Origin of the sequence: Brevundimonas sp. (assembly GCF_050729455.1) — a bacterium.
In the GTDB taxonomy this organism is placed as follows: domain Bacteria; phylum Pseudomonadota; class Alphaproteobacteria; order Caulobacterales; family Caulobacteraceae; genus Brevundimonas.
This window is the reverse complement of sequence record NZ_JBOHLI010000037.1, coordinates 15,295-33,481: the sequence shown is the minus strand read 5'-3', so window position 1 is coordinate 33,481 and position 18,187 is coordinate 15,295. Positions and strand designations below refer to the sequence as shown.

Annotated in this window: 21 protein-coding genes; 8 read left to right on the top strand and 13 right to left on the bottom strand. The window is 69.3% G+C overall.

Annotation, left to right across the window (positions count from 1 at the left end):
- Positions 1-299: 299 nt before the first annotated feature.
- Complete coding sequence (locus ACREEF_RS10545) at positions 300-1,103, bottom strand: C40 family peptidase (protein ID WP_431565536.1); 804 nt, start codon at positions 1,101-1,103, stop codon at positions 300-302.
- Between the two features lie 79 nt (positions 1,104-1,182).
- A complete protein-coding gene (locus tag ACREEF_RS10540) occupies positions 1,183-2,568 on the bottom strand; it encodes a leucyl aminopeptidase family protein (protein ID WP_431565535.1) in 1,386 nt (461 codons plus the stop codon).
- A gap of 94 nt (positions 2,569-2,662) precedes the next feature.
- On the opposite strand from ACREEF_RS10540, the gene ACREEF_RS10535 reads away from it, so the two are divergent.
- The 4 genes from ACREEF_RS10535 to thrS all read left to right on the top strand — a co-directional run bounded on the left by ACREEF_RS10535 (position 2,663) and on the right by thrS (position 6,282).
- Positions 2,663-3,499: a tetratricopeptide repeat protein gene (locus tag ACREEF_RS10535; RefSeq protein WP_431565534.1), complete on the top strand. Its 837-nt coding sequence runs from the start codon at positions 2,663-2,665 to the stop codon at positions 3,497-3,499.
- Positions 3,500-3,544: 45 nt separating this feature from the next.
- Positions 3,545-4,015, top strand: coding sequence for an iron-sulfur cluster assembly scaffold protein (locus tag ACREEF_RS10530; protein ID WP_431565533.1), 471 nt, complete (start codon positions 3,545-3,547; stop codon positions 4,013-4,015).
- A gap of 81 nt (positions 4,016-4,096) precedes the next feature.
- A complete protein-coding gene (yidD, locus tag ACREEF_RS10525; protein ID WP_105562548.1) occupies positions 4,097-4,345 on the top strand; it encodes a membrane protein insertion efficiency factor YidD in 249 nt (82 codons plus the stop codon).
- A complete protein-coding gene (gene thrS / locus ACREEF_RS10520; protein ID WP_431565532.1) occupies positions 4,342-6,282 on the top strand; it encodes a threonine--tRNA ligase in 1,941 nt (646 codons plus the stop codon). The genes yidD and thrS overlap by 4 nt, the downstream gene beginning before the upstream one ends.
- A 54-nt stretch (positions 6,283-6,336) precedes the next feature.
- On the opposite strand, the gene ACREEF_RS10515 is transcribed toward thrS, so the two are convergent.
- Both ACREEF_RS10515 and ACREEF_RS10510 read right to left on the bottom strand, forming a co-directional pair.
- On the bottom strand, positions 6,337-7,119 hold the full coding sequence (locus ACREEF_RS10515; RefSeq protein WP_431565531.1) for an SDR family oxidoreductase: 783 nt from the start codon (positions 7,117-7,119) through the stop codon (positions 6,337-6,339).
- Entirely contained in the window at positions 7,116-7,409 is a 294-nt protein-coding gene (locus tag ACREEF_RS10510; protein ID WP_431565530.1) for a 4a-hydroxytetrahydrobiopterin dehydratase, read from the bottom strand. The genes ACREEF_RS10515 and ACREEF_RS10510 overlap by 4 nt, the downstream gene beginning before the upstream one ends.
- Positions 7,410-7,521: 112 nt before the next feature.
- Between ACREEF_RS10510 and ACREEF_RS10505 the strand changes: the two genes are divergently transcribed.
- Genes ACREEF_RS10505 through ACREEF_RS10495 form a run of 3 tightly spaced genes read left to right on the top strand, consistent with a single transcriptional unit; the run spans position 7,522 to position 10,363 of the window.
- Positions 7,522-8,304: a class I SAM-dependent methyltransferase gene (locus ACREEF_RS10505; RefSeq protein ID WP_431565529.1), complete on the top strand. Its 783-nt coding sequence runs from the start codon at positions 7,522-7,524 to the stop codon at positions 8,302-8,304.
- Positions 8,292-9,875 carry a 2-polyprenylphenol 6-hydroxylase gene (gene ubiB / locus ACREEF_RS10500; protein ID WP_431565528.1) on the top strand — a complete coding sequence of 528 codons (1,584 nt, stop codon included), beginning with the start codon at positions 8,292-8,294 and terminating at the stop codon, positions 9,873-9,875. Before ACREEF_RS10505 ends, ubiB begins: the two co-directional genes overlap by 13 nt.
- 23 nt (positions 9,876-9,898) lie before the next feature.
- Positions 9,899-10,363 (top strand): hypothetical protein, encoded by a 465-nt coding sequence (locus tag ACREEF_RS10495; protein WP_431565527.1) that lies wholly within the window; start codon positions 9,899-9,901, stop codon positions 10,361-10,363.
- A gap of 15 nt (positions 10,364-10,378) precedes the next feature.
- Here ACREEF_RS10495 and arfB read toward each other — a convergent pair whose 3' ends face one another.
- The 8 genes from arfB to ACREEF_RS10455 form a co-directional block, all read right to left on the bottom strand.
- Positions 10,379-10,780 carry an alternative ribosome rescue aminoacyl-tRNA hydrolase ArfB gene (gene arfB, locus ACREEF_RS10490; RefSeq protein ID WP_431565526.1) on the bottom strand — a complete coding sequence of 134 codons (402 nt, stop codon included), beginning with the start codon at positions 10,778-10,780 and terminating at the stop codon, positions 10,379-10,381.
- Positions 10,777-11,235, bottom strand: a complete 459-nt coding sequence (locus tag ACREEF_RS10485; protein WP_431565525.1) for a YaiI/YqxD family protein — start codon at positions 11,233-11,235, stop codon at positions 10,777-10,779. The genes arfB and ACREEF_RS10485 overlap by 4 nt, the downstream gene beginning before the upstream one ends.
- Before the next feature lie 241 nt (positions 11,236-11,476).
- Positions 11,477-12,820, bottom strand: a complete 1,344-nt coding sequence (locus ACREEF_RS10480; RefSeq protein ID WP_431565524.1) for an amidohydrolase family protein — start codon at positions 12,818-12,820, stop codon at positions 11,477-11,479.
- A 3-nt stretch (positions 12,821-12,823) separates the two neighbouring features.
- Positions 12,824-14,317, bottom strand: a complete 1,494-nt coding sequence (locus ACREEF_RS10475; RefSeq protein WP_431565523.1) for an amidohydrolase — start codon at positions 14,315-14,317, stop codon at positions 12,824-12,826.
- Between the two features lie 88 nt (positions 14,318-14,405).
- Positions 14,406-14,696, bottom strand: coding sequence for a DUF167 domain-containing protein (locus ACREEF_RS10470; protein WP_431565522.1), 291 nt, complete (start codon positions 14,694-14,696; stop codon positions 14,406-14,408).
- Entirely contained in the window at positions 14,687-15,142 is a 456-nt protein-coding gene (locus tag ACREEF_RS10465) for a hypothetical protein (RefSeq protein WP_431565521.1), read from the bottom strand. The genes ACREEF_RS10470 and ACREEF_RS10465 overlap by 10 nt, the downstream gene beginning before the upstream one ends.
- Before the next feature lie 144 nt (positions 15,143-15,286).
- On the bottom strand, positions 15,287-16,216 hold the full coding sequence (locus ACREEF_RS10460; protein WP_431565520.1) for an electron transfer flavoprotein subunit alpha/FixB family protein: 930 nt from the start codon (positions 16,214-16,216) through the stop codon (positions 15,287-15,289).
- Positions 16,216-16,980, bottom strand: coding sequence for an electron transfer flavoprotein subunit beta/FixA family protein (locus ACREEF_RS10455; protein WP_431565519.1), 765 nt, complete (start codon positions 16,978-16,980; stop codon positions 16,216-16,218). The genes ACREEF_RS10460 and ACREEF_RS10455 overlap by 1 nt, the downstream gene beginning before the upstream one ends.
- Before the next feature lie 124 nt (positions 16,981-17,104).
- Between ACREEF_RS10455 and ACREEF_RS10450 the strand changes: the two genes are divergently transcribed.
- Positions 17,105-17,443: a hypothetical protein gene (locus ACREEF_RS10450; protein WP_431565518.1), complete on the top strand. Its 339-nt coding sequence runs from the start codon at positions 17,105-17,107 to the stop codon at positions 17,441-17,443.
- Between the two features lie 148 nt (positions 17,444-17,591).
- On the opposite strand, the gene ACREEF_RS10445 is transcribed toward ACREEF_RS10450, so the two are convergent.
- A complete protein-coding gene (locus ACREEF_RS10445; protein WP_431565517.1) occupies positions 17,592-18,164 on the bottom strand; it encodes a cob(I)yrinic acid a,c-diamide adenosyltransferase in 573 nt (190 codons plus the stop codon).
- Between the last annotated feature and the right edge of the window lie 23 nt (positions 18,165-18,187).

The following is an 18,187-nucleotide window of genomic DNA, read 5'->3' as shown; positions in this document are numbered from 1 at the left end:
GGCCGAGGGTGCTGCGGCTCCGGCGGCTGAAGGTGCGGCTCCGGCCGCTCCGGCTGCGGCCCCGGCGGCGGCGCCCGCCGCCTAAGGCGCAAGCGTCAGTCGAACGATTATGGAAAGGCGGCCTTCGGGTCGCCTTTTCTGCGTTTGGGGCTCCCTCACATCCGCTCATCCCCGCGGAGGCGGGGACCCAGTGAGAGCCACAGGCATATTGGGTAGATATGCGCCTTCGACTTCGGCGCAGCGGTTGCAGCCAAAGGACTGGATCCCCGCTTCCGCGGGGATGAGCGGCGTAGAGTGGTTCAGATGCGGCGGAAAACCGCGGTGGCGAAGCCTTCGCCCGTCAGGCGCGCCTCGACTTCAGCCAGGGCTTCGATGACCACGCCGCCGCGCGCGCCGGTGGAGTGGATGACCTGATCGGCGTCGACCATGATGGCGGAATGGCCGGTCCAGTCGTGGTCGCGGTTCGGCGCCATCCAGACGACCAGATCGCCGCGCTGGGCGGCGTCGCGGGCGATGGCGCGGCCCAGATCGGCCTGGGCGTCGGAGCGACGCGGGCCGGGCAGGCCGCAGGCCAGCAGGGCCTGCTGCACCAGACCCGAACAGTCGGTCTCGAACGAGGAACGGGCGCCGAGCGCATGCGGGCGGCCCAGCAGGCGCTCGGCCACGGCGACCGGCTCGCGCTCGAAATCGCCGACGGGTTGCAGGTCGGCCTCGCTGACGCCCTCGGCGGCCTCGCCGACCAGGGCGTTCAGCGGCAGGGCGGCGGAAACCGAAGACACGCGGCGGCGGGCCAGGGGCGCGCCGGGCGACAGGACCTCCAGCGCCACCCAGCCGACGATCCCGTCGCGACGGGCGCGGCCCCAGGCTCGGTCGCCCTGACGGTGCAGAACGTCGAAGGCCTCGCCGTGCAGCAACTGGTCGATGCGCTGATCCGCGTCGGACAGGATGTCGGCGACCGGAACCCGGCAATGCATGGGTTCGGTCCGGCGATAGGCCTCGGCCCGCATCAGGCCTTCCAGCGCCTGTTCGGCCAGCACGATCCGATCTCCGTCCCGAAGGATCAGAGGCGGGCCGGGCGGGATAAGGGCCAGAACGTCGGACAAACAGGGCCTCAGCGGCGGTTCACGCGGGTGAACCGTCATATGTAAACGCCGAAGCCAAATCGGGCGTTAACAGCCTTGGCTATTTGGCGAATCGCTCGCGCAGGTAGCGATAGCAGGCGCGCAAACCTTGCGCCTCGCCGCCCTCGGGGTGGCCGGGGCGAGCGCGCGGGTTCCAGGCGAAGATGTCCATGTGCGCCCACGACCCGGTCGTCGGCGCGAACTTCTGCAGGAACAGCGCCGCCGTCACGGACCCGGCCTGGGCCCAGGCGGCGGAATCATTGCGAACGTCCGCGATCTCGCTGTCCAGCGAGGCGCGATAGCCCGCCCACAGCGGCATCCGCCACAAGGGATCGCCGACCGCCCGCCCCGCCAAGAGGATGCCCTCGGCCAGGGCCTCGTCGTCGGTGTAGAGCGGCGGCAGTTCGGGGCCCAGCGCCATGCGCGCCGCGCCGGTCAGGGTGGCGAAGTCCAGCGTCAGGTCGGGATTGTGTTCGCCCGCGCGGGTCAGGACGTCGGCCAGGATCAGGCGGCCCTCGGCGTCGGTGTTGCCGATCTCGATGGTCAGCCCCTTGCGGCTGTTCAGGATGTCGCCGGGGCGGAAGGCGTCGGCCGAGACGGCGTTCTCGACGGCGGCGACCAGCACCACCAGCCGCACCGGCAGGTCGGCCTGCATGATCAGGCGGCCGAGCGCGAGCGCATGGGCCGAGCCGCCCATGTCCTTCTTCATGTTACGCATCCCGGCGGCGGGCTTGAGGTCCAGACCCCCGGTGTCGAACACCACCCCCTTGCCGACCAGGGCCACCAGCGGCAGGTCGGTCTGGTCCAGCTTCCAGCCGATCTCCAGCACACGCGGCGCGCGGTGCGGGGCGGCGGCACGACCGACGGCGTGGACGGCGGGATAGTTCTCCTCCAGCAGGGCGTCGCCGGTGATAACGGTCAGGGTCGCGCCAGCGCTCAAGGCGATCTCGCGGGCGATGGTCTCGATCTGCAGCGGCCCCATGTCGGCGGCGGGAGTGTCGACCATTTCGCGGGCCAGGGCGGCGGCGGCGGCGATGTTCAGCGCCTCGGTCCGGTCGAGACCCGTCGGGGCGACCAGACGGGCGCGACCGCGCTCGGGCCGGGCCTTGTAGCGGTCGAACAGATAACCGCCGAGGGCGAAGGCCAGGGCGGTTTGCGACGCCGCTTCGCCGTCAACGCCGTCGAGGCGCCAGTCGCCGGCGGGCAGGCGGGTGGGCAGGGACCGGACGCTCATCGGCTCGAAGGCCTCGCCGGCGCCGAACAGGGCCTCAAGCGCCGCGCCGTCGTCGCCGGGGACGATCAGCAGCTGGCCCGCCTTGCCGGTGAAGCCGTTGGCTTCGGCCCAGGCCGCCGACTTGCCGGTCAGGCCCTGCCCTTGCGCGATGACGCGCACCGGGCGCGCCGTCTCGGAGGCGGCGATCAGCAGGTCAGAGTGAACCACGGACATGGGGCGAGCCTTTCCGGCCCTTAAAGGCCGATTAACCAAACCTTGACCCGGAGGCGCGACGCTGGGGCCGCAGGAAACCGTCCGGACCCTCTCCATGTCGCGCACCGCCGCCGCCGCCGCAACCATGACGCTGGCTCTTCTGGGCCTGACGGGCGCCGTTCAGGCCCAGACGCCCCCCTCCGCCGCCCAAGCCGCAGCGCCAGCGCGCCAGCCCGCCGACGCCGCGACCCGCGCCAGCTACGACCGCGCCGACGCCCTCAGCCGCTCAGTCTTCTGGGCGCAGGAACAGCAGATCAATCCGCTGGACCCGGCGGCCGGGGTCAAGCTTTCGCAGGCGCTGCGCGAAATGGGCCAGTTCGATCAGGCCGCCGAGACGGCGCAGGGCGTCCTGACCGTCCAGCCCGCCAATGTCGAGGCCATGCTGGAGATCGGCCGCGCCCATATCGCGCGCGGTCAGGCCTTCTACGGCATTGCGGCGCTGGAGCAGGCCAAGGCCGCCGCGCCGCGCGACTGGCGGCCCCTGTCGCTGCTGGGCGTCGCCTATCAGCAGGTGCGCCGCAGCGACGACGCCAAGGCGGCCTGGAACGAGGCCCTGCGCCTGTCGCCCGACAATCCCGACATCCTGACCAACGCCGCCATCGCCCGCATGGGTGAAGGCGACGCCCCCTCGGCTGAAATCCTGCTGCGCCGCGCCGCCGCCCAGCCGACCGCCACCCTGAAGGTGCGTCAGAACCTGGCCCTGTCGCTGGGCCTGCAAGGCAAGACCGCCGAGGCCGAGGCCATCCTGCGCCGCGACCTGCCGCCCGAGGTCGCCGACGCCAACCTGCGCTGGCTGGCCGAGCGAACGGCGGCGGCGTCCGCCGCTGCGCCCGTCGCGGCAACGGAAACCGCCGGTCCGGCCCGCACCTGGTCCTCGGTGCAGGGCAGCTGAGGTCGCGCCCTTCACCCGACGCCCCGAAAGCCTTATCTTCCCCCTATGATCGACGACCTCTACAGCGCGCGCATCCTGTCGCTGGCGGCCAACCTGCCGCACAGCGGGCGGCTGGGCGCGCCGGAAGGCAGCGCCGAGCGCGTCGCCAAGCTGTGCGGGTCCAAAGCCATCGTGGACGTGACACTGGACGCCGATGGCCGCATCAGCGGCTTCGCCCAGACGGTGAAGGCCTGCGCCCTGGGCCAGGCGGCGGCGGGGGTGGTGGGCGAGAGCATCCTCGGCGCCTCGGCGGCGGAGATCCTTGAGGCCCGCGACGCCATGCTGGCCATGCTGAAGTCCGGCGGCGAAGGCCCCGAGGGCCGCTTCGAGGGTCTGCGGGTGCTCAAGCAGGTCGCCGACTATCCGGCCCGCCACGCCTCGACCATGGTGGCGCTGGAGGCCACGCTGGACGCCGTCAATCAGGCGCTCGAGAAGCGCCACAGCGATACGCGAACTCGCCTCGCCGGCGCGGCCTGAAGGCTTCGTCCGGTTGATCCCCCTGCCATGAAAAGGGATAAGCGGCGCGAACCCGAAACAGAGCCCCCGGCGAAGGGACCGATGTCTCTCTACGAACGCAGCGTCCGCGCGGCCCATCGGGGCTACAAGGTGACGCTGTCCCCCTTCTTCGGCCAATCGTGCCGGTTTCTGCCGACCTGCTCGGACTATGGGCGCGACGCCCTGCTCCAGCACGGACCGGTTCGGGGGGGATGGCTCACCGTGCGCCGTCTCTGTAAATGCCATCCCTTCGGCGGTTCGGGCTATGATCCCGTGCCGCCCGCCAAGATCGAAAAAGAACGACCGTCATGATCGAACTGAAATTCCCCGACGGCGCCGTGCGTCAGTATCCCGCCGGCTCGACGGGCCGCAACGTGGCCGCCGCCATCTCGCCCTCGCTGGCCAAGAAGGCGGCGCTTGTCGTCTGGAACGGCGAGCAACGCGACCTGGACCGCGTCATCGAGGGGAACGGCGATTTCCGCCTGCTGATGCGCGACGATCCCGAGGCGCTGGAGACCATCCGTCACGACGCCGCCCACGTGCTGGCCCAGGCGGTGCAGGAGCTCTTCCCCGGCACCCAGGTCACCATCGGCCCGGCCATCGAGGACGGCTTCTATTACGACTTCGCCCGCGACGAGCCCTTCTCGACCGACGACTTCGCCAAGATCGAAAAGAAGATGGGCGAGATCATCGACCGGGGCGCCCCGCTGGAGCGTCAGGTCTGGGACCGCGACGCCGCCATCGCCCACTTCGAGAAGATCGGCGAGACCTACAAGGCCGAGCTGATCCGCGACCTGCCGGGTACGGAAACCATCACCGTCTACAAGCAGGGCGACTGGGCCGACCTGTGCCGGGGACCGCACTTCCCGACCACCAAGTTCGTCGGCAAGGCCTTCAAGCTGACCAAGCTGGCCGGCGCCTACTGGCGCGGCGATTCCAGCCGCGCCCAGCTGCAGCGCATCTACGGCACGGCCTGGGCGACCCAGGCCGACCTGGACGCCTATCTGCTGCGCATCGAAGAGGCCGAAAAGCGCGACCATCGCAAGCTGGGCCGCGCCATGGAGCTCTTCCACATGCAGGAAGAGGGCCGCGGCATGGTCTTCTGGCATCCCAAGGGCTGGGTGCTGTGGCGCGTGCTGGAGGCCTATATGCGCCGCCGCCTGGACGCCTCGGGCTATGTCGAGGTCAAGACGCCGCAGGTTCTGGACCGCAAGTTCTGGGAGGCCTCGGGCCACTGGGAGAAGTACCGTCCCAACATGTTCGTCTGCGAGACGGTGGAGGGCGAGACCCTTTCGCTGAAGCCGATGAACTGCCCCGGCCACGTGCAGATCTTCGATCAGGGCCAGCGCTCCTATCGCGAACTGCCGCTGCGCATGGCCGAGTTCGGCGCCTGCCACCGCTATGAGCCGTCGGGTTCGCTGCACGGCCTGATGCGCGTGCGCGGCTTCACCCAGGACGACGCTCACATCTTCTGCCGCGAAGACCAGATCGTCGACGAGACGGCCGAGTTCATCAAGCTGGCCCAGTCGGTCCACGCCGACCTCGGCATGGAGACGGCCTACATCAACCTGGCCACCCGCCCCGACGTCCGCGCCGGGTCGGATGAGTTCTGGGACAAGGCCGAGGCCCAGATGGCCGAGGCCGCCCGCGCCGCCGGGGTCGAGCCGGTCATCGCCGAGGGCGACGGCGCCTTCTACGCGCCCAAGCTGGACTTCATCGTCAAGGACGCCATCGGCCGCGAATGGACCTGCGGCACGATCCAGCTGGACTATGTCCTGCCGGACCGCCTCGACGCGACCTACATCGCCGAGGACGGCCAGAAGCACCGCCCGGTCATGCTGCACCGCGCGATCCTGGGCTCGTTCGAGCGCTTCATCGGCATCATGATCGAGAACTACGCCGGGGCCTTCCCGCTGTGGCTGGCGCCGACCCAGGCCGTGGTGGCCACCATCACCTCGGACGCCGACGGCTACGCCGAAGAGGTCGTCGCCAAGTTCCGCGCCGCGGGCCTGCGCACTGAGATCGATCTGCGCAACGAGAAGATCAACTACAAGATCCGCGAACACTCGGTCGGCAAGGTGCCCGCCATCGCCGTCGTCGGCCGCAAGGAGGCCGAGGAAGGCAAGGTCGCCATCCGCCGCCTGGGCAGCCAGGCCCAGACCATCGTCAGCGTCGAGGAGGCCATCGCCATCCTGACCGACGAGGCCCTGGCCCCCGACCTGAAGCGCCTCCGCGACGGCGTGGCCTGAAGATGAGAACGCCCCGGTCGCAAGGCCGGGGCGTTTTTCTTTGCTCCTAGCGGATCACTGCGCCGTCAGGCCGCCGTCGATCTTGAACTCGGCCCCGGTGACGAACTTGGACTCGTCCGAGGCCAGATAGAGAACGCAGTAGGCCACGTCGTCCGGCTCGCCGATGCGCTTCAAGGGGATGCCGCGCGCCAGCTTTTCGTGAGCGGTCGTCTCGTCGCCGCCGGCCATGGCGACGAAGGGATCGAGGATCGGCGTCTTGATGAAGACCGGGTGGACCGAGTTGGCGCGCACGTTCCAGCCCGCCTTGGCCGCCTCCAGCGCCACCGTCTTGGTGTAGAGCCAGACCGCCGCCTTGGTGGCGTTGTAGGCCCCCATGCCCGGCGCCGCCGCCAGTCCCGCGATCGACGAGATGTTGACGATCGAGCCCGCGCCCGAGGCCCGCAGGTGCGGCATGGCGTGCTTGCAGCCCAGCATGACGGATTCCAGGTTCACCGCCTGAACCAGCCGCCAGTTCTCCAGCGTGTCCTGTTCGGCCCAGGCCAGATGGCCGCCGATTCCGGCGTTATTCACCAGAATGGACAGGCCGCCCATGTCCTCGGCGGCGGCGGCGACCACGCGGACCCAGTCATCCTCGCGCGTCACGTCGTGCTCATAGGCGAAGGCGGAACCGGGATGGTCGGCGTTGATCGCCTCGGCCAGCGCGCGCGCCCCGTTCAGGTCCAGATCCGAGACGGCGACCTTGGCGCCTTCCTTGACCAGCATCCGCGCCATGGCCTGACCCAGACCGCCCGCCGCCCCGGTGATGAGAGCGGCCTTGCCGGAAACGCGGCCGCTCACTCGACCTGACCTTTGACGGCGTCGTCGATGAAGCGAGCCATCGCAACATCTCTTTCAGTCACTCCGCCCGCGTCGTGGGTGGTCAGCAGGACCTCGACGCGGTTGTAGACATTCGACCATTCGGGGTGGTGATCCGCCTTGTCGGCCAGCAGGGCCACGCGGGTCATGAAGCCGAAGGCGGCGTTGAAATCCTTGAAACGCAGCGAGCGGGCGATGGCCGGGCGCGGGTCGTCGGCGCGGCGCCAGTCGGGCAGGCCCTGAAGCACGGCGTTGACGTCGAGGGCGGTCATGGGCGTCTCCTTGATTTTGCTCAGGCGTATCGCGCCGCCAGAAAGGCGACAAGCCGTGTCTGCGACGCTTCCCCGGATGACGCCGCCCGCGCGAGGCGTTACACCCGCATCCATGACCCAGGCCGATCCCTCCCCCTCCTCCGGCAAGACCTCCTCCTTCGGCTTCCGCGACGTGGACGCCAGGGAAAAGGTCCAGATGGTGCGCGGCGTCTTCAACTCCGTCGCGTCCAACTACGACCTGATGAACGACCTGATGAGCGCGGGCGTCCACCGCCTGTGGAAGGACGCCACGGCGGCCAAGCTGAACGCCCGCCCCGGCGAGCTCATCCTCGACATGGCCGGCGGCACCGGCGACATGGCGCGGCGCTATTCGAAGATGGCGCGCGCGGCCCAGCAGCGCCGCGGCGGCGAGGACGCCACCGTCATCGTCATGGACTACAACGCCGAGATGATCCTGAACGGCGTGGCCAAGGGCGGCGAGCCCGAGATGGCCTGGGGCGTCGGCGACGCCATGAACCTGCCCTTCCCCGACGCCTGCCTGGACGCCTATTCGATCAGCTTCGGCATCCGCAACGTGTCGGACGTAGCCGGCGCCCTGAAGGAGGCGCGCCGGGCGCTGAAGCCGGGCGGCCGCTTCATCTGCCTGGAGTTCTCGCGGCCCACGACCGAGGCCCTGCGCAAGGCCTATGACGCCTGGTCCTTCCACGCCATTCCGCGCATCGGCGAATGGGTCGCCAAGGATCGCGACAGCTATCAGTACCTGGTCGAGAGCATCCGCCGCTTCCCCGACCAGGCGACCTTCAAGCGGATGATCGAGGACGCCGGTTTCAGCCGCGTCAGCGTCACCAACCTGTCGGGCGGGATCGCCGCCATCCACCACGGGTGGGCGATCTGAGCCGGCTGTCCGTCAAGACCCCGCCGCCCGCGCCGCCGCCGGAACCCGTCCGCGACCCGCTGGGCGCCACCCTGCGGCTGATCGGCTGGGGTTGGGTGCTGGCGCGCCACGACGCCCTGATCCCGCGCGAGGTCAATCCGCTGCTGCCCGCCTGGACCCGGCCGTTCGCCGAGCTGGTGCAGATGACGGCCAGCCGCAAACATCGCGCCGGGCGCCCCGGCCAGCGCGTGGGGCAGGCGTTTGAACACCTCGGCCCCGTGGCCATCAAGCTGGGACAGGTGCTGGCCACCCGCGCCGACATCTTCGGCATCCAGTTCGCTCAGGACCTGGGCCGGCTGAAGGACAAGCTGCCGCCCTTCCCGCTGGAGGAGGCCCGCGCCGAGATCGAGCGCTCGCTGGGCCGCCCGGTCGAAAGCCTGTTCCGCGATCTGGGCGCCCCCGTCGCCGCCGCCTCCCTGGCCCAGGCGCACCCCGCCTGGCTGGCCGACGGCCGCAAGGTGGCGGTCAAGGTGCTGCGTCCCGGCGTCGAGCGCCGCGTGGCGCGCGGTCTGGATTCGATGCGTCTGGGCGCCAAGCTGGTCAATCGCTTCGTCGAACCCGCCCGGCGGCTGGAGCCGCAAGCCTTCGTCGAGATCATCGCCCGCGCCCTGTCGCTGGAGTTGGACATGAGGCTGGAGGCGGCCGCCGCCTCCGAGCTGGCCGAGGTCATGGCCAAGGACGGCTATATGTCCGCCCCCGCCATCATCTGGGACGGGGTGGGCAAGCGGGTGCTGACGCTGGAGTGGGCCCCCGGCCTGCCCATGACCGACCCGGCGCTGGAGACCCTGCCCGGTCTCGACAAGGACGCCCTGGCCGACAAGGTGGTGCGCGCCTTCCTGATCCAGGCCCTGGACCACGGCGTCTTCCACGCCGACCTGCACGAGGGCAATCTGTTCGCCCAGGCGCCGGCCGAGCTGACGGCGGTCGATTTCGGCATCGTCGGGCGGCTGGGTCCGGCCGAGCGCCGCTACCTCGCTGAAATCCTGTGGGGCTTCATCAGCCGCGACTACGACCGCATCAGCCGCGTCCACTTCGAGGCCGGCTACGTGCCGCCGCACCATTCGGTCGACACCTTCGCGCAGGCCCTGCGCGCGGTCGGCGAGCCGGTCATCGGCCGTCAGGCCAGCCAGGTGTCGATGGGCCGACTGCTGGGCCAACTTTTCGAGATCACCGCCCTGTTCGACATGCACATGCGGCCCGAACTGGTGCTGCTGCAGAAGACCATGGTCTCGGTCGAGGGGGTGGCCCGCCGCCTCAACCCCGACCACGACCTGTGGGAGGCGGCCAAGCCCGTGGTCGAACGCTGGATCAAGCGCGAACTGGGCCCCTCGGCCCAGGTGAAGGAGACGGTCGAGGAGGCCGTCGCCGCCCTCAAGGCCCTGTCGCGTCTGGTGCAGAACCCGCCGCAATCTCAGACGTTAGTGATCGAGAAGGCCGGAACCCGGCCCTGGGTGGTCGCCGCCGTCACCGTCGCCGTTTGCGCGTCGGTCGCCGCCTTGGTCCTAACGCTTTGGCCGTGGATCGTCGCCTGACGTTTCTTCGGAGCCTGCCGCCTATGAAGACCCCGATCCTCACCGCCGTGCTGGGCGCCGGCCTGCTGGCCCTGCCCGTCGCCGCGCAGACGACGCCAGTTGCGCCGCCCGGTGCGGCGGCCACCCTGCCGAACGCCTTTGGCGAAGCAGCCCGCCCCGCCCCGCCCCGCCCGGCGCCGGTCGCCGAAGCGCCCGACATCGCCCGCTCGGAACAGGCCTTGCGCGCGGCGATCGCCTCCTTCCAGTCCGGCGACGTCGACTATTCCGTCTTCAGCGACGATCTGGCGGTGCAAATCCGGGAGCAGACGACGACCGTCACCCCGCTGGTGCAGCAGTTCGGCGCCCTGAAGACCATCGACCACGTCGGCCAGCAGGACGGCGCCGACCTGTTCCGGGTGGTGTTCGAGAAACAGGCCACCGACTGGGTCATCGCCTTCAACGACGACAATCAGATCGCCGCTCTGCTGTTCCGTCCGGCGCGGGACTGAGCCCCGCGACTGAGGCTAGTCCAGCGAGGGCTTGCCGCGTCCGCTCTTGATCGTCGAACGGGTCGACTTGGTCTTCAGGCGCCGCTCCTTGGACGCCCGCGTCGGACGGGTCGGCACGCGATAGACCGGCTTGATCGAGGCCTCGGCCACCATCTCGTCCAGCCGGGCGATGGCGTCGGCCTTGTTGCGCTCCTGGGTGCGGAAACGGACGGCGGTGATCTGGATGATCCCGTCCAGGGTCAGGCGACTGCCCGCCAGCTTCATCAACCGTTCCTTGACCGGCTCGGTCAGGCTGGGCGAGTTCTTGACGTCGAAGCGCATCTGTAGCGCGGTGGCGACCTTGTTGACGTTCTGCCCCCCCGGCCCGCCGGCGCGGAAGAAGCGGAACTCCAGTTCGTCCTCGGGAATGCGGCTCACGGACTGACCTTCCGTGCACGGACGACCGCCGTGTCCAGCGCCTGCAGGAAGCGCGAGCGGTCGGCGGCGGCGAACGGCGGCGGGCCGCTGGTGGCCACGCCCATGGAGCGCAGGTGCTCGCCCACCATGCGCCCGGCCAGGGCCGAGCCGATGGAATCGGGCGTAAAGGGCTGGCCGTTCGCCTTCAACGCCTGAGCCCCGGATTTCAGGCAGCGGTCGGCCAGGGGAATGTCGGCGGTGATGACGATGTCGCCGGTCACGGCGCGCTCGGCGATCCAGTCGTCGGCCACGTCGGGTCCGGCGTCGACCACCACCTGTTCGATCAGCGGCTCGCGCGGGATGTTGATCCAGGCGTTCGACACCACGAAGACCTTGAGCCCGTAGCGGCGGGCCACGCGGTAAACCTCCTCCTTCACGGGGCAGGCGTCGGCGTCGATGTAGAGGGTGATGGGCATGAGGGTCTTATGGCGCGTCGGGCGCGCGGCGAGAAGACGCGCGCTATCTGGTCCCTTCTCCCGATGGGAGAAGGTGGCCCGAAGGGCCGGATGAGGGTCGGCGCTTTCAGTCGGCGTGAGCCGCCGCGCGACGGCGTCCGCCGACTGGCCGCCGTGAACCCTCACCCTTTCACCTAACCAATCGCTTCGCTCTTGGAGGCTCAAGCCCTCTCCCACCGGGAGAGGGCAAGGCAGGCGTCTCCTACTGCGGGTAAGCCACCGGCATGGCCCCTTCGCCGCCCGTGCGATAGCGGTCGCGCAGCAGCAGGTTACGGGCTTGCAGCGGCTGCTCCACCCCGTCGATGAAGACGGCCGAGGGCTGGCTCAGCGGCTCCAGCGGATCGCCCGACCAGACCACCACGTCGCCCGCCGCGCCGGGCTTCAGTTCGCCGAACTGGCCGTCGAAGCCGAAGATGCGGGCCGGGTTGACCGTGATCGCCTGAATGGCCGCCGCGAAGGGCAGGCCGTGCGAGACGGCGTTGCCGGCGTTGTAGCGGATGTCGCGGGCGCGATGGGTCGAGCCCTCATTGCCCTTGATGGCGATGACCACGCCCGCCGCGTTCAGCGCCGCCGCGTTCTGCATCCGCGCCGCCCGCATCTCGAAACTGCCGGGCAGGTTGGTGATCGGGTGCAGCAGGACCGGGACCTTGGCGGCTGCGATCTCGTTGGCCACCAGCCAGCCCTCGGCGGCGCCGTCGAGGATGACCTTGACGCCTTCCTCGCGGGCCAGACGCAGGACCTGCTGGATGTCCGAGGCGCGGTTGACGCTGACAATCAGCGGCATGGAGCCGTTGGCCACCGGGATCAGGGCCTCCAGATCGGCGCGCGACAGCGACAGGTCGCGCAGGGCGGCGCGGTCATAGGCGGCCTTGTTGCGGGCGTAGAGGCGGACCTCGGCCAGGGTCTCCTTGAACAGGACGAACTCGGCCCCGCGCGCGCCGCCGGCGACGCCCTTGCCGGCCTCGCCGAAGGGGGCGACCATGGCCACGCGCGGCTTCACCAGGATGTCGGCGCCGCCCAGCTTGATCACCGCCGCCTGACCGGCGAACAGGCCCGGCGACTGATAGCCGCCGTGACCGGCCCCGGCGAAGTCGCTATCGTCATGGCTGTGGCCGCCGCCCGAGCCCGCGTGCTGGGGCGTGACCACGGCGCGGGTGACGCCGCCGAGGCGGGCGACCGGCAGGGTGAAGGACCAGGGGTCCAGGCCATAGGACAGGTCGAAGGCGGCGCTCAGGGTGTTGGCGCTGTTCGACAGGTCGTTGGACCCGCGCACCGAGCCGACTTCGGAACCGCCGAGGCCGGAGTCGACGGCGACGAAACCGGGGGTCACGATCTTGCCGCGCGCGTCGATGGTGCGCAGACCGGCCGGCGCCGCGCCGGTTCCGACCGAGACGACGCGGCCGTTGCGGACGACCACGGTGCCGTTCTCGATCACCGAGGTTCCGGTCAGGACGCGACCGCCGGTGATGGCGACGTCCTGGGCCGCGGCGGGACCGACGAGGGCGAGGGCTGCAACTGCGCCCGCGAGAAGGGTTTGGATACGCATGGTTCAGCGAGCTCCCTGGGCGACGCCGGCGGCGGCTTGGCCGAAGCCGGGCTGACCCAGTTCGAAATCGGATACGGGCTGGTAGGCCGGATTCTGGCGATCAAAGGCCAGGCCGCCGTCGATGAAGACCTGATCGGCGCGGGCGTAGATCGAGAAGGGATCGGCGCTCCAGATCACCACGTCGGCGCGTTTGCCGGGCTCCAGCGAGCCGGTCTCCTTGTCGATGCCGATGGACTTGGCCGCGTTCAGGGTGATCCAGCTGATGGCGTGCTCTTCCGAGATGGTCATCCCGGCGCGGCGACCGGCCGAAAGGGCGGCGGCGACTTCCTGGTTGAGGCGCTGGGTCAGTTCTGCGTCGTCCGAGTGGATGACGGCGCACGAGCCCTCGGGCGCGTCGGTCAGGGCCGCGTTCTCCTCGATGCCGTCCAGGGCCTCCATCTTGAAGCCCCACCAGCCGGTCCACATGGCGGCGCAGACGCCTTCACGCGCCAGCAGGGGCGCGATCTTGTAGGCCTCGACCGCGTGGTGGAAGGTGGTGACCTTGTAGCCGAACTCCTTGGCCACATCGAGCATGACCGCCATCTCGTCGGCGCGGTAGCAGTGGTTCTGGACCAGGATCGAGCCGTCCAGAACGCCGGCCAGGGTCTCAAGCTGCAGGTTGCGGGTCGGGGGCGTGCCCTGACCGGTCTCGCGCCACTTGTCCCACTTGTCCTTGTAGTCGCGGGCCGAGATGAAGGCGGCGCGATAGCCGGCGACATTGCCCATGCCGGTGGCGGGCGAGGTGTTGCGGCCGCCATAGACGCGCGACGGGTTCTCGCCGCAGGCCATCTTCAGGCCGTAGGGGGCGCCCGGGAACTTCATCCCCTGCATGGTCACCGACGGGACGTTCCTCACCGTCACGCCGCGACCGCCGAACAGGTTGGCCGAGCCGGGCAGGATCTGAAGCGTGGTCACGCCGCCGGCGCGGGCGGCGTTGAAGCCGGGGTCCTGCGGCCAGATCGAGTGTTCGGCCCAGACCTGGGCCGTGTTCGGATTGGTGGCCTCGTTGCCGTCGCTCATGCCCATGACGCCGGGCGAAGGATAGACGCCCAGGTGGCTGTGGATGTCGATGACGCCGGGCGTGACGTAGCGGCCGCGCGCGTCGACCACCTTGTGACCCGTCGGAACCGGGGTGTCCGCCCCGCCAACGGCGGCGATGCGGCCGTCGGTGACGATGACCACGCCGCCTTCGATCTTCTGACCCGTGCCGGTCAGGACCGTGGCGCCGACCAGGGCCAGGTTCTCGCGCGGCAGGCCGCGATAGGTCGAGGGATAGGGGTCGGCGTTGGCCCAGCCGTCCAGGCCCGGTGCCATGGTGCGATCCCTGGACGACGCGGCCGAGGCCGTCTCGGTCTTGGGCGCGGCGTCGCCGGTCGTGGCGCAGGCCGACAGGGCCAGGGCGCCGAGCGCGCAGGTGAGGACAGCGAGGCTTGGGCCCCGCAGACGGTTAAGCAACATGAGCGAGATCCCCCTCGCGCCCGCATACGGCAGGCAGACAATGGGACCGTATACAAAGGGGCTTCCGCCCCGTCGTAAAGGGGGAATGTCAGAGGTCGGACAAGCGGTCGCGGACCTCGTCGTCGCTGAGGCTCGCGACCTCGATCATCTTCAGCCGCGACTGACCGCCGCGCGCCAGGGTCACGTCGCGCTTGGGCACGCCCAGAGCCTTGGCCAGAAAGGCGGTCAGGGCCGCGTTGGCCTCGCCCTCGACCGGCTGGGCCCGGACGCGGACCTTGAGCACCGACCGGCCGTCGGGATCGACGTCCCAACCGTCGATGCGGTCGGCGGCGGCGCGGGGCGTCAGCTTGATGGCGAGGCGGGCTACGCTTAGTCCCATGAAAAGGCCGTCCGCAGGTCGCAACCTAAAGGAACCTGCCCCTCCTCGAACAAGGTCACCCGACCTATGGCGCTGATCTGTTGCGGCGTCAGCGGCGAGGGCGAACTGAAATAGGCGGCACCATTGGCACCGTTCCAGACGGCGACCACGTAACGGTCGTCCACCCGACGTTGGGCAAACCTCGCGGGCCGAGCGCCTGATTGAGCTACGACTATCCGCCCGGGCGGTCGGCTAGCCCACCCTATCCCCGCGACGTTGAGCGAACCGAACGCTCCCTCCCAGCGAAAGCTTCCGGCATGGATGCCGCCCTCAAGCGTCGTAACCTTCTCACCGGGCAACAGGTCGATGATCGGCGAGTAGCCGCAGAACCGCGCCGGTCCCTCTAGTTCATGAACTGTGCTGGAAAACGCTGCACCGGAGATCGCCAGCACCATCAAGGTTATCATGGTCGCCTCCCGCCTTGCCTAAGCTCACGCAACTCTAGCTGTCGCGCTCCCCTCAATCCATTGAGCGATGCTGGCTTGCTTCAAAGAAAAAGGCGCGGCTCCCTTCGGCGCCGCGCCCTCCCCAATCCGTGTATGGTGCAGTCCTTAGCCCAGGGCGGCCATCAGGTCCGGCACGGCGGTCTTGTAGTCGGCGACCAGGCCGTAGTCGGCGACTTGGAAGATCGGGGCGTCGGCGTCCTTGTTGATGGCGACGATGACCTTGGAGTCCTTCATGCCGGCCAGGTGCTGGATGGCGCCCGAAATGCCGATGGCGATGTAGAGGGCCGGAGCCACGACCTTGCCGGTCTGGCCGACCTGATAGTCGTTGGGGGCGTAGCCCGCGTCGACGGCGGCGCGGCTGGCGCCGATGGCGGCGCCCAGTTTGTCGGCCAGGGGCTCCATGACGGCGTGGAACTCATCGGCCGAGCCCAGGGCGCGGCCACCCGAGACGATGATCTTGGCGGCGCCCAGTTCGGGGCGGTCCGACTTGACCATTTCTTCCGAGACGAAGGCCGTCTTGGGCGCTTCACCGGCGGCGACGCTCTCGACCGAGGCCGAGCCGCCTTCAGCGGCGGCGGCGAAGGCCGTCGGGCGCACGGTGATGACCTTCTTGGCGTCGCCCGACTGGACGGTCTCCAGGGCGTTGCCGGCGTAGATCGGGCGCACGAAGGTGTCGCCCGAGACGACTTCCACGATGTCCGAAATCGGCGCCGTGTCCAGCTTGGCGGCGATGCGCGGGGCGAAGTTCTTACCGTCGGTGTTGGCCGGGGTCAGGATGGCGTCGTAGTTTCCGGCCAGCGGCAGGACGGTGGCCTCGACGGCCTCGGCCAGGCCGTGAGCGACGGCGTCGCCCTCGGCCAGCAGGACCTTGCGCACGCCAGAAATCTTGGCGGCGGCGTCAGCCACGCCCTTGGCGTTCTTGCCCAGGACCAGGACATCCACGTCCGACGACAGGGCCAGGGCCGCCGTCACCGTCTTGTGGGTGGTGTCGCGAACAGCCGAACCGTCGTGGTCGGCGATGACGAGAACGGCCATTACAGAACCCCTGCGTCTTTGAGTTTGGAAACCAGCTCAGCCGCGTCGGCGACCTTGACGCCCGCCGAACGCTTCGGCGGCTCCGTCACCTTCAGGACCTTGAGGCGATCCGCGACATCGACGCCGTAGTCGGCGACCGCCTTCATGGCGATCTCCTTCTTCTTGGCCTTCATGATGTTGGGCAGCGACGCATAGCGCGGCGTGTTCAGGCGCAGGTCGACCGAGACCACGGCCGGCAGGGCGGCGGAGACGGTCTGCAGACCGCCGTCGACTTCACGGGTGACGACAGCCTTGCCGCCCTCGATCGCCAGCTTGCCGGCGAAGGTGGCCTGCGGCCAGTCCAGCAGGGCGGCCAGCATCTGACCCACGGCGTTGTTGTCGCCGTCGATCGACTGCTTGCCCAGCAGAACCAGGTCCGGCTGCTCCTCGTCGACCACCGCCTTGAGCAGCTTGGCGACGGCCAGCGGCTCCAGATCCGTGTCGGACTGGATCAGGACGCCGCGATCGGCGCCCATGGCCAGGGCCGTGCGCAGGGTTTCCTGGGCCTGGGTCACGCCGATGGAGACGACGACGATTTCCGTCGCCGTGCCTGCGGCATGGTGTTCCTTGCCTTCCTTCAGACGCACGGCCTCTTCGACGGCGATTTCGTCGAAGGGGTTCATGCTCATCTTGACGTTGGCCAGGTCGACGCCGGTCTGGTCCGCCTTGACGCGAGCCTTGACGTTGCTGTCGATCACCCGTTTCACCGGGACGAGTACCTTCATGAGCCTATCCACTTGGTCATCGAAATATTGCTCGAGGGATTGGACCGGCGAAACCGGCCTGTCAACGTAACGCTACGTGAACTGCGGTCGTGTCGCGGGCGCATTTTTCATCTATGAGACCCGTATGAAACGCTTCCTGACGATCCGCCGCCTCAGCGTCCTGTTCTTCAGCATCTTCGGCCTGATGGTCGCGGGCATCTTCGTGTTCCAGCGCTACTGGATGGAGCCGGGCGAGCGCTGCGAGGCCCAGGGCAAGTGGTACGACATCGAGAGCCGCATCTGCGCCCAGCCCATCTCGATCGCCGAAATCACCGGCCGCCCCATCGGCGTCACCCGCGCCCAGGCCTCGGCCGAGAAGAACAAGGAGCTGGTCGTCATCGAGGATCAGTTGAACGCCGAGAAGCGCGCCCGCGCCGCCGCGACCGAGGCCGAACGGGTCCGCGTGGCGGCCCTGCAGCAGTAGGTTTTCCGCGCTCCCCTCCTCCGCCGTCATCCTCGGGCTTGACCCGAGGATCGAGCGTTGGGGCGCGCTCGCCTTGCCGACGTTGAGCAGGCGGACGATCCGATCCTCGGGTCAAGCCCGAGGATGACGGCCTAAAAGCGGCCCAAACTCAGCGCGTCGCGCCGGGCTTCCACAGGATGTCGGCGGCGCCGTTGGCGTTGGCGCGGCGGGCGGCGACGAACAGGTGATCCGACAGGCGGTTCAGATAGCGGACCGCTTCGGGGTTCACCTGCTCGCCCGATTCCATCAGACGGATGGCGTCGCGTTCGGCCCGGCGGCAGACGGTGCGGGCCAGATGCAGGTGGGCCGACAGGGGCGAACCGCCCGACAGGATGAAGCTGTCCAGCGGCTTCAGGCTCTCGTTCATCCAGTCGATTTCGGTCTCGATGCGCTCGACCTGCGAGGCGAGAATGCGCAGCGCCTCCCATGTCGGGGCCGGGTCCAGCGGCGTGGCCAGGTCGGCGCCGAGGTCGAACAGTTCATTCTGGATGCGGCCCAGCATGGCGTCGATGCGGTCGTTCTGGCCGCTGTTCAGGCGGGCCAGGCCGATGACGGCGTTCAACTCATCGACTGTCCCGTAGGCCTCGACCCGCAGGTCGGTCTTGGACACGGGCGCGCCCGAGGCCAGGCGAGTCTGACCGCCGTCGCCGGTGCGGGTGTAGATCTTGTTCAGCGTGACCATGGCTTCAGCCCCCCATCATTCAG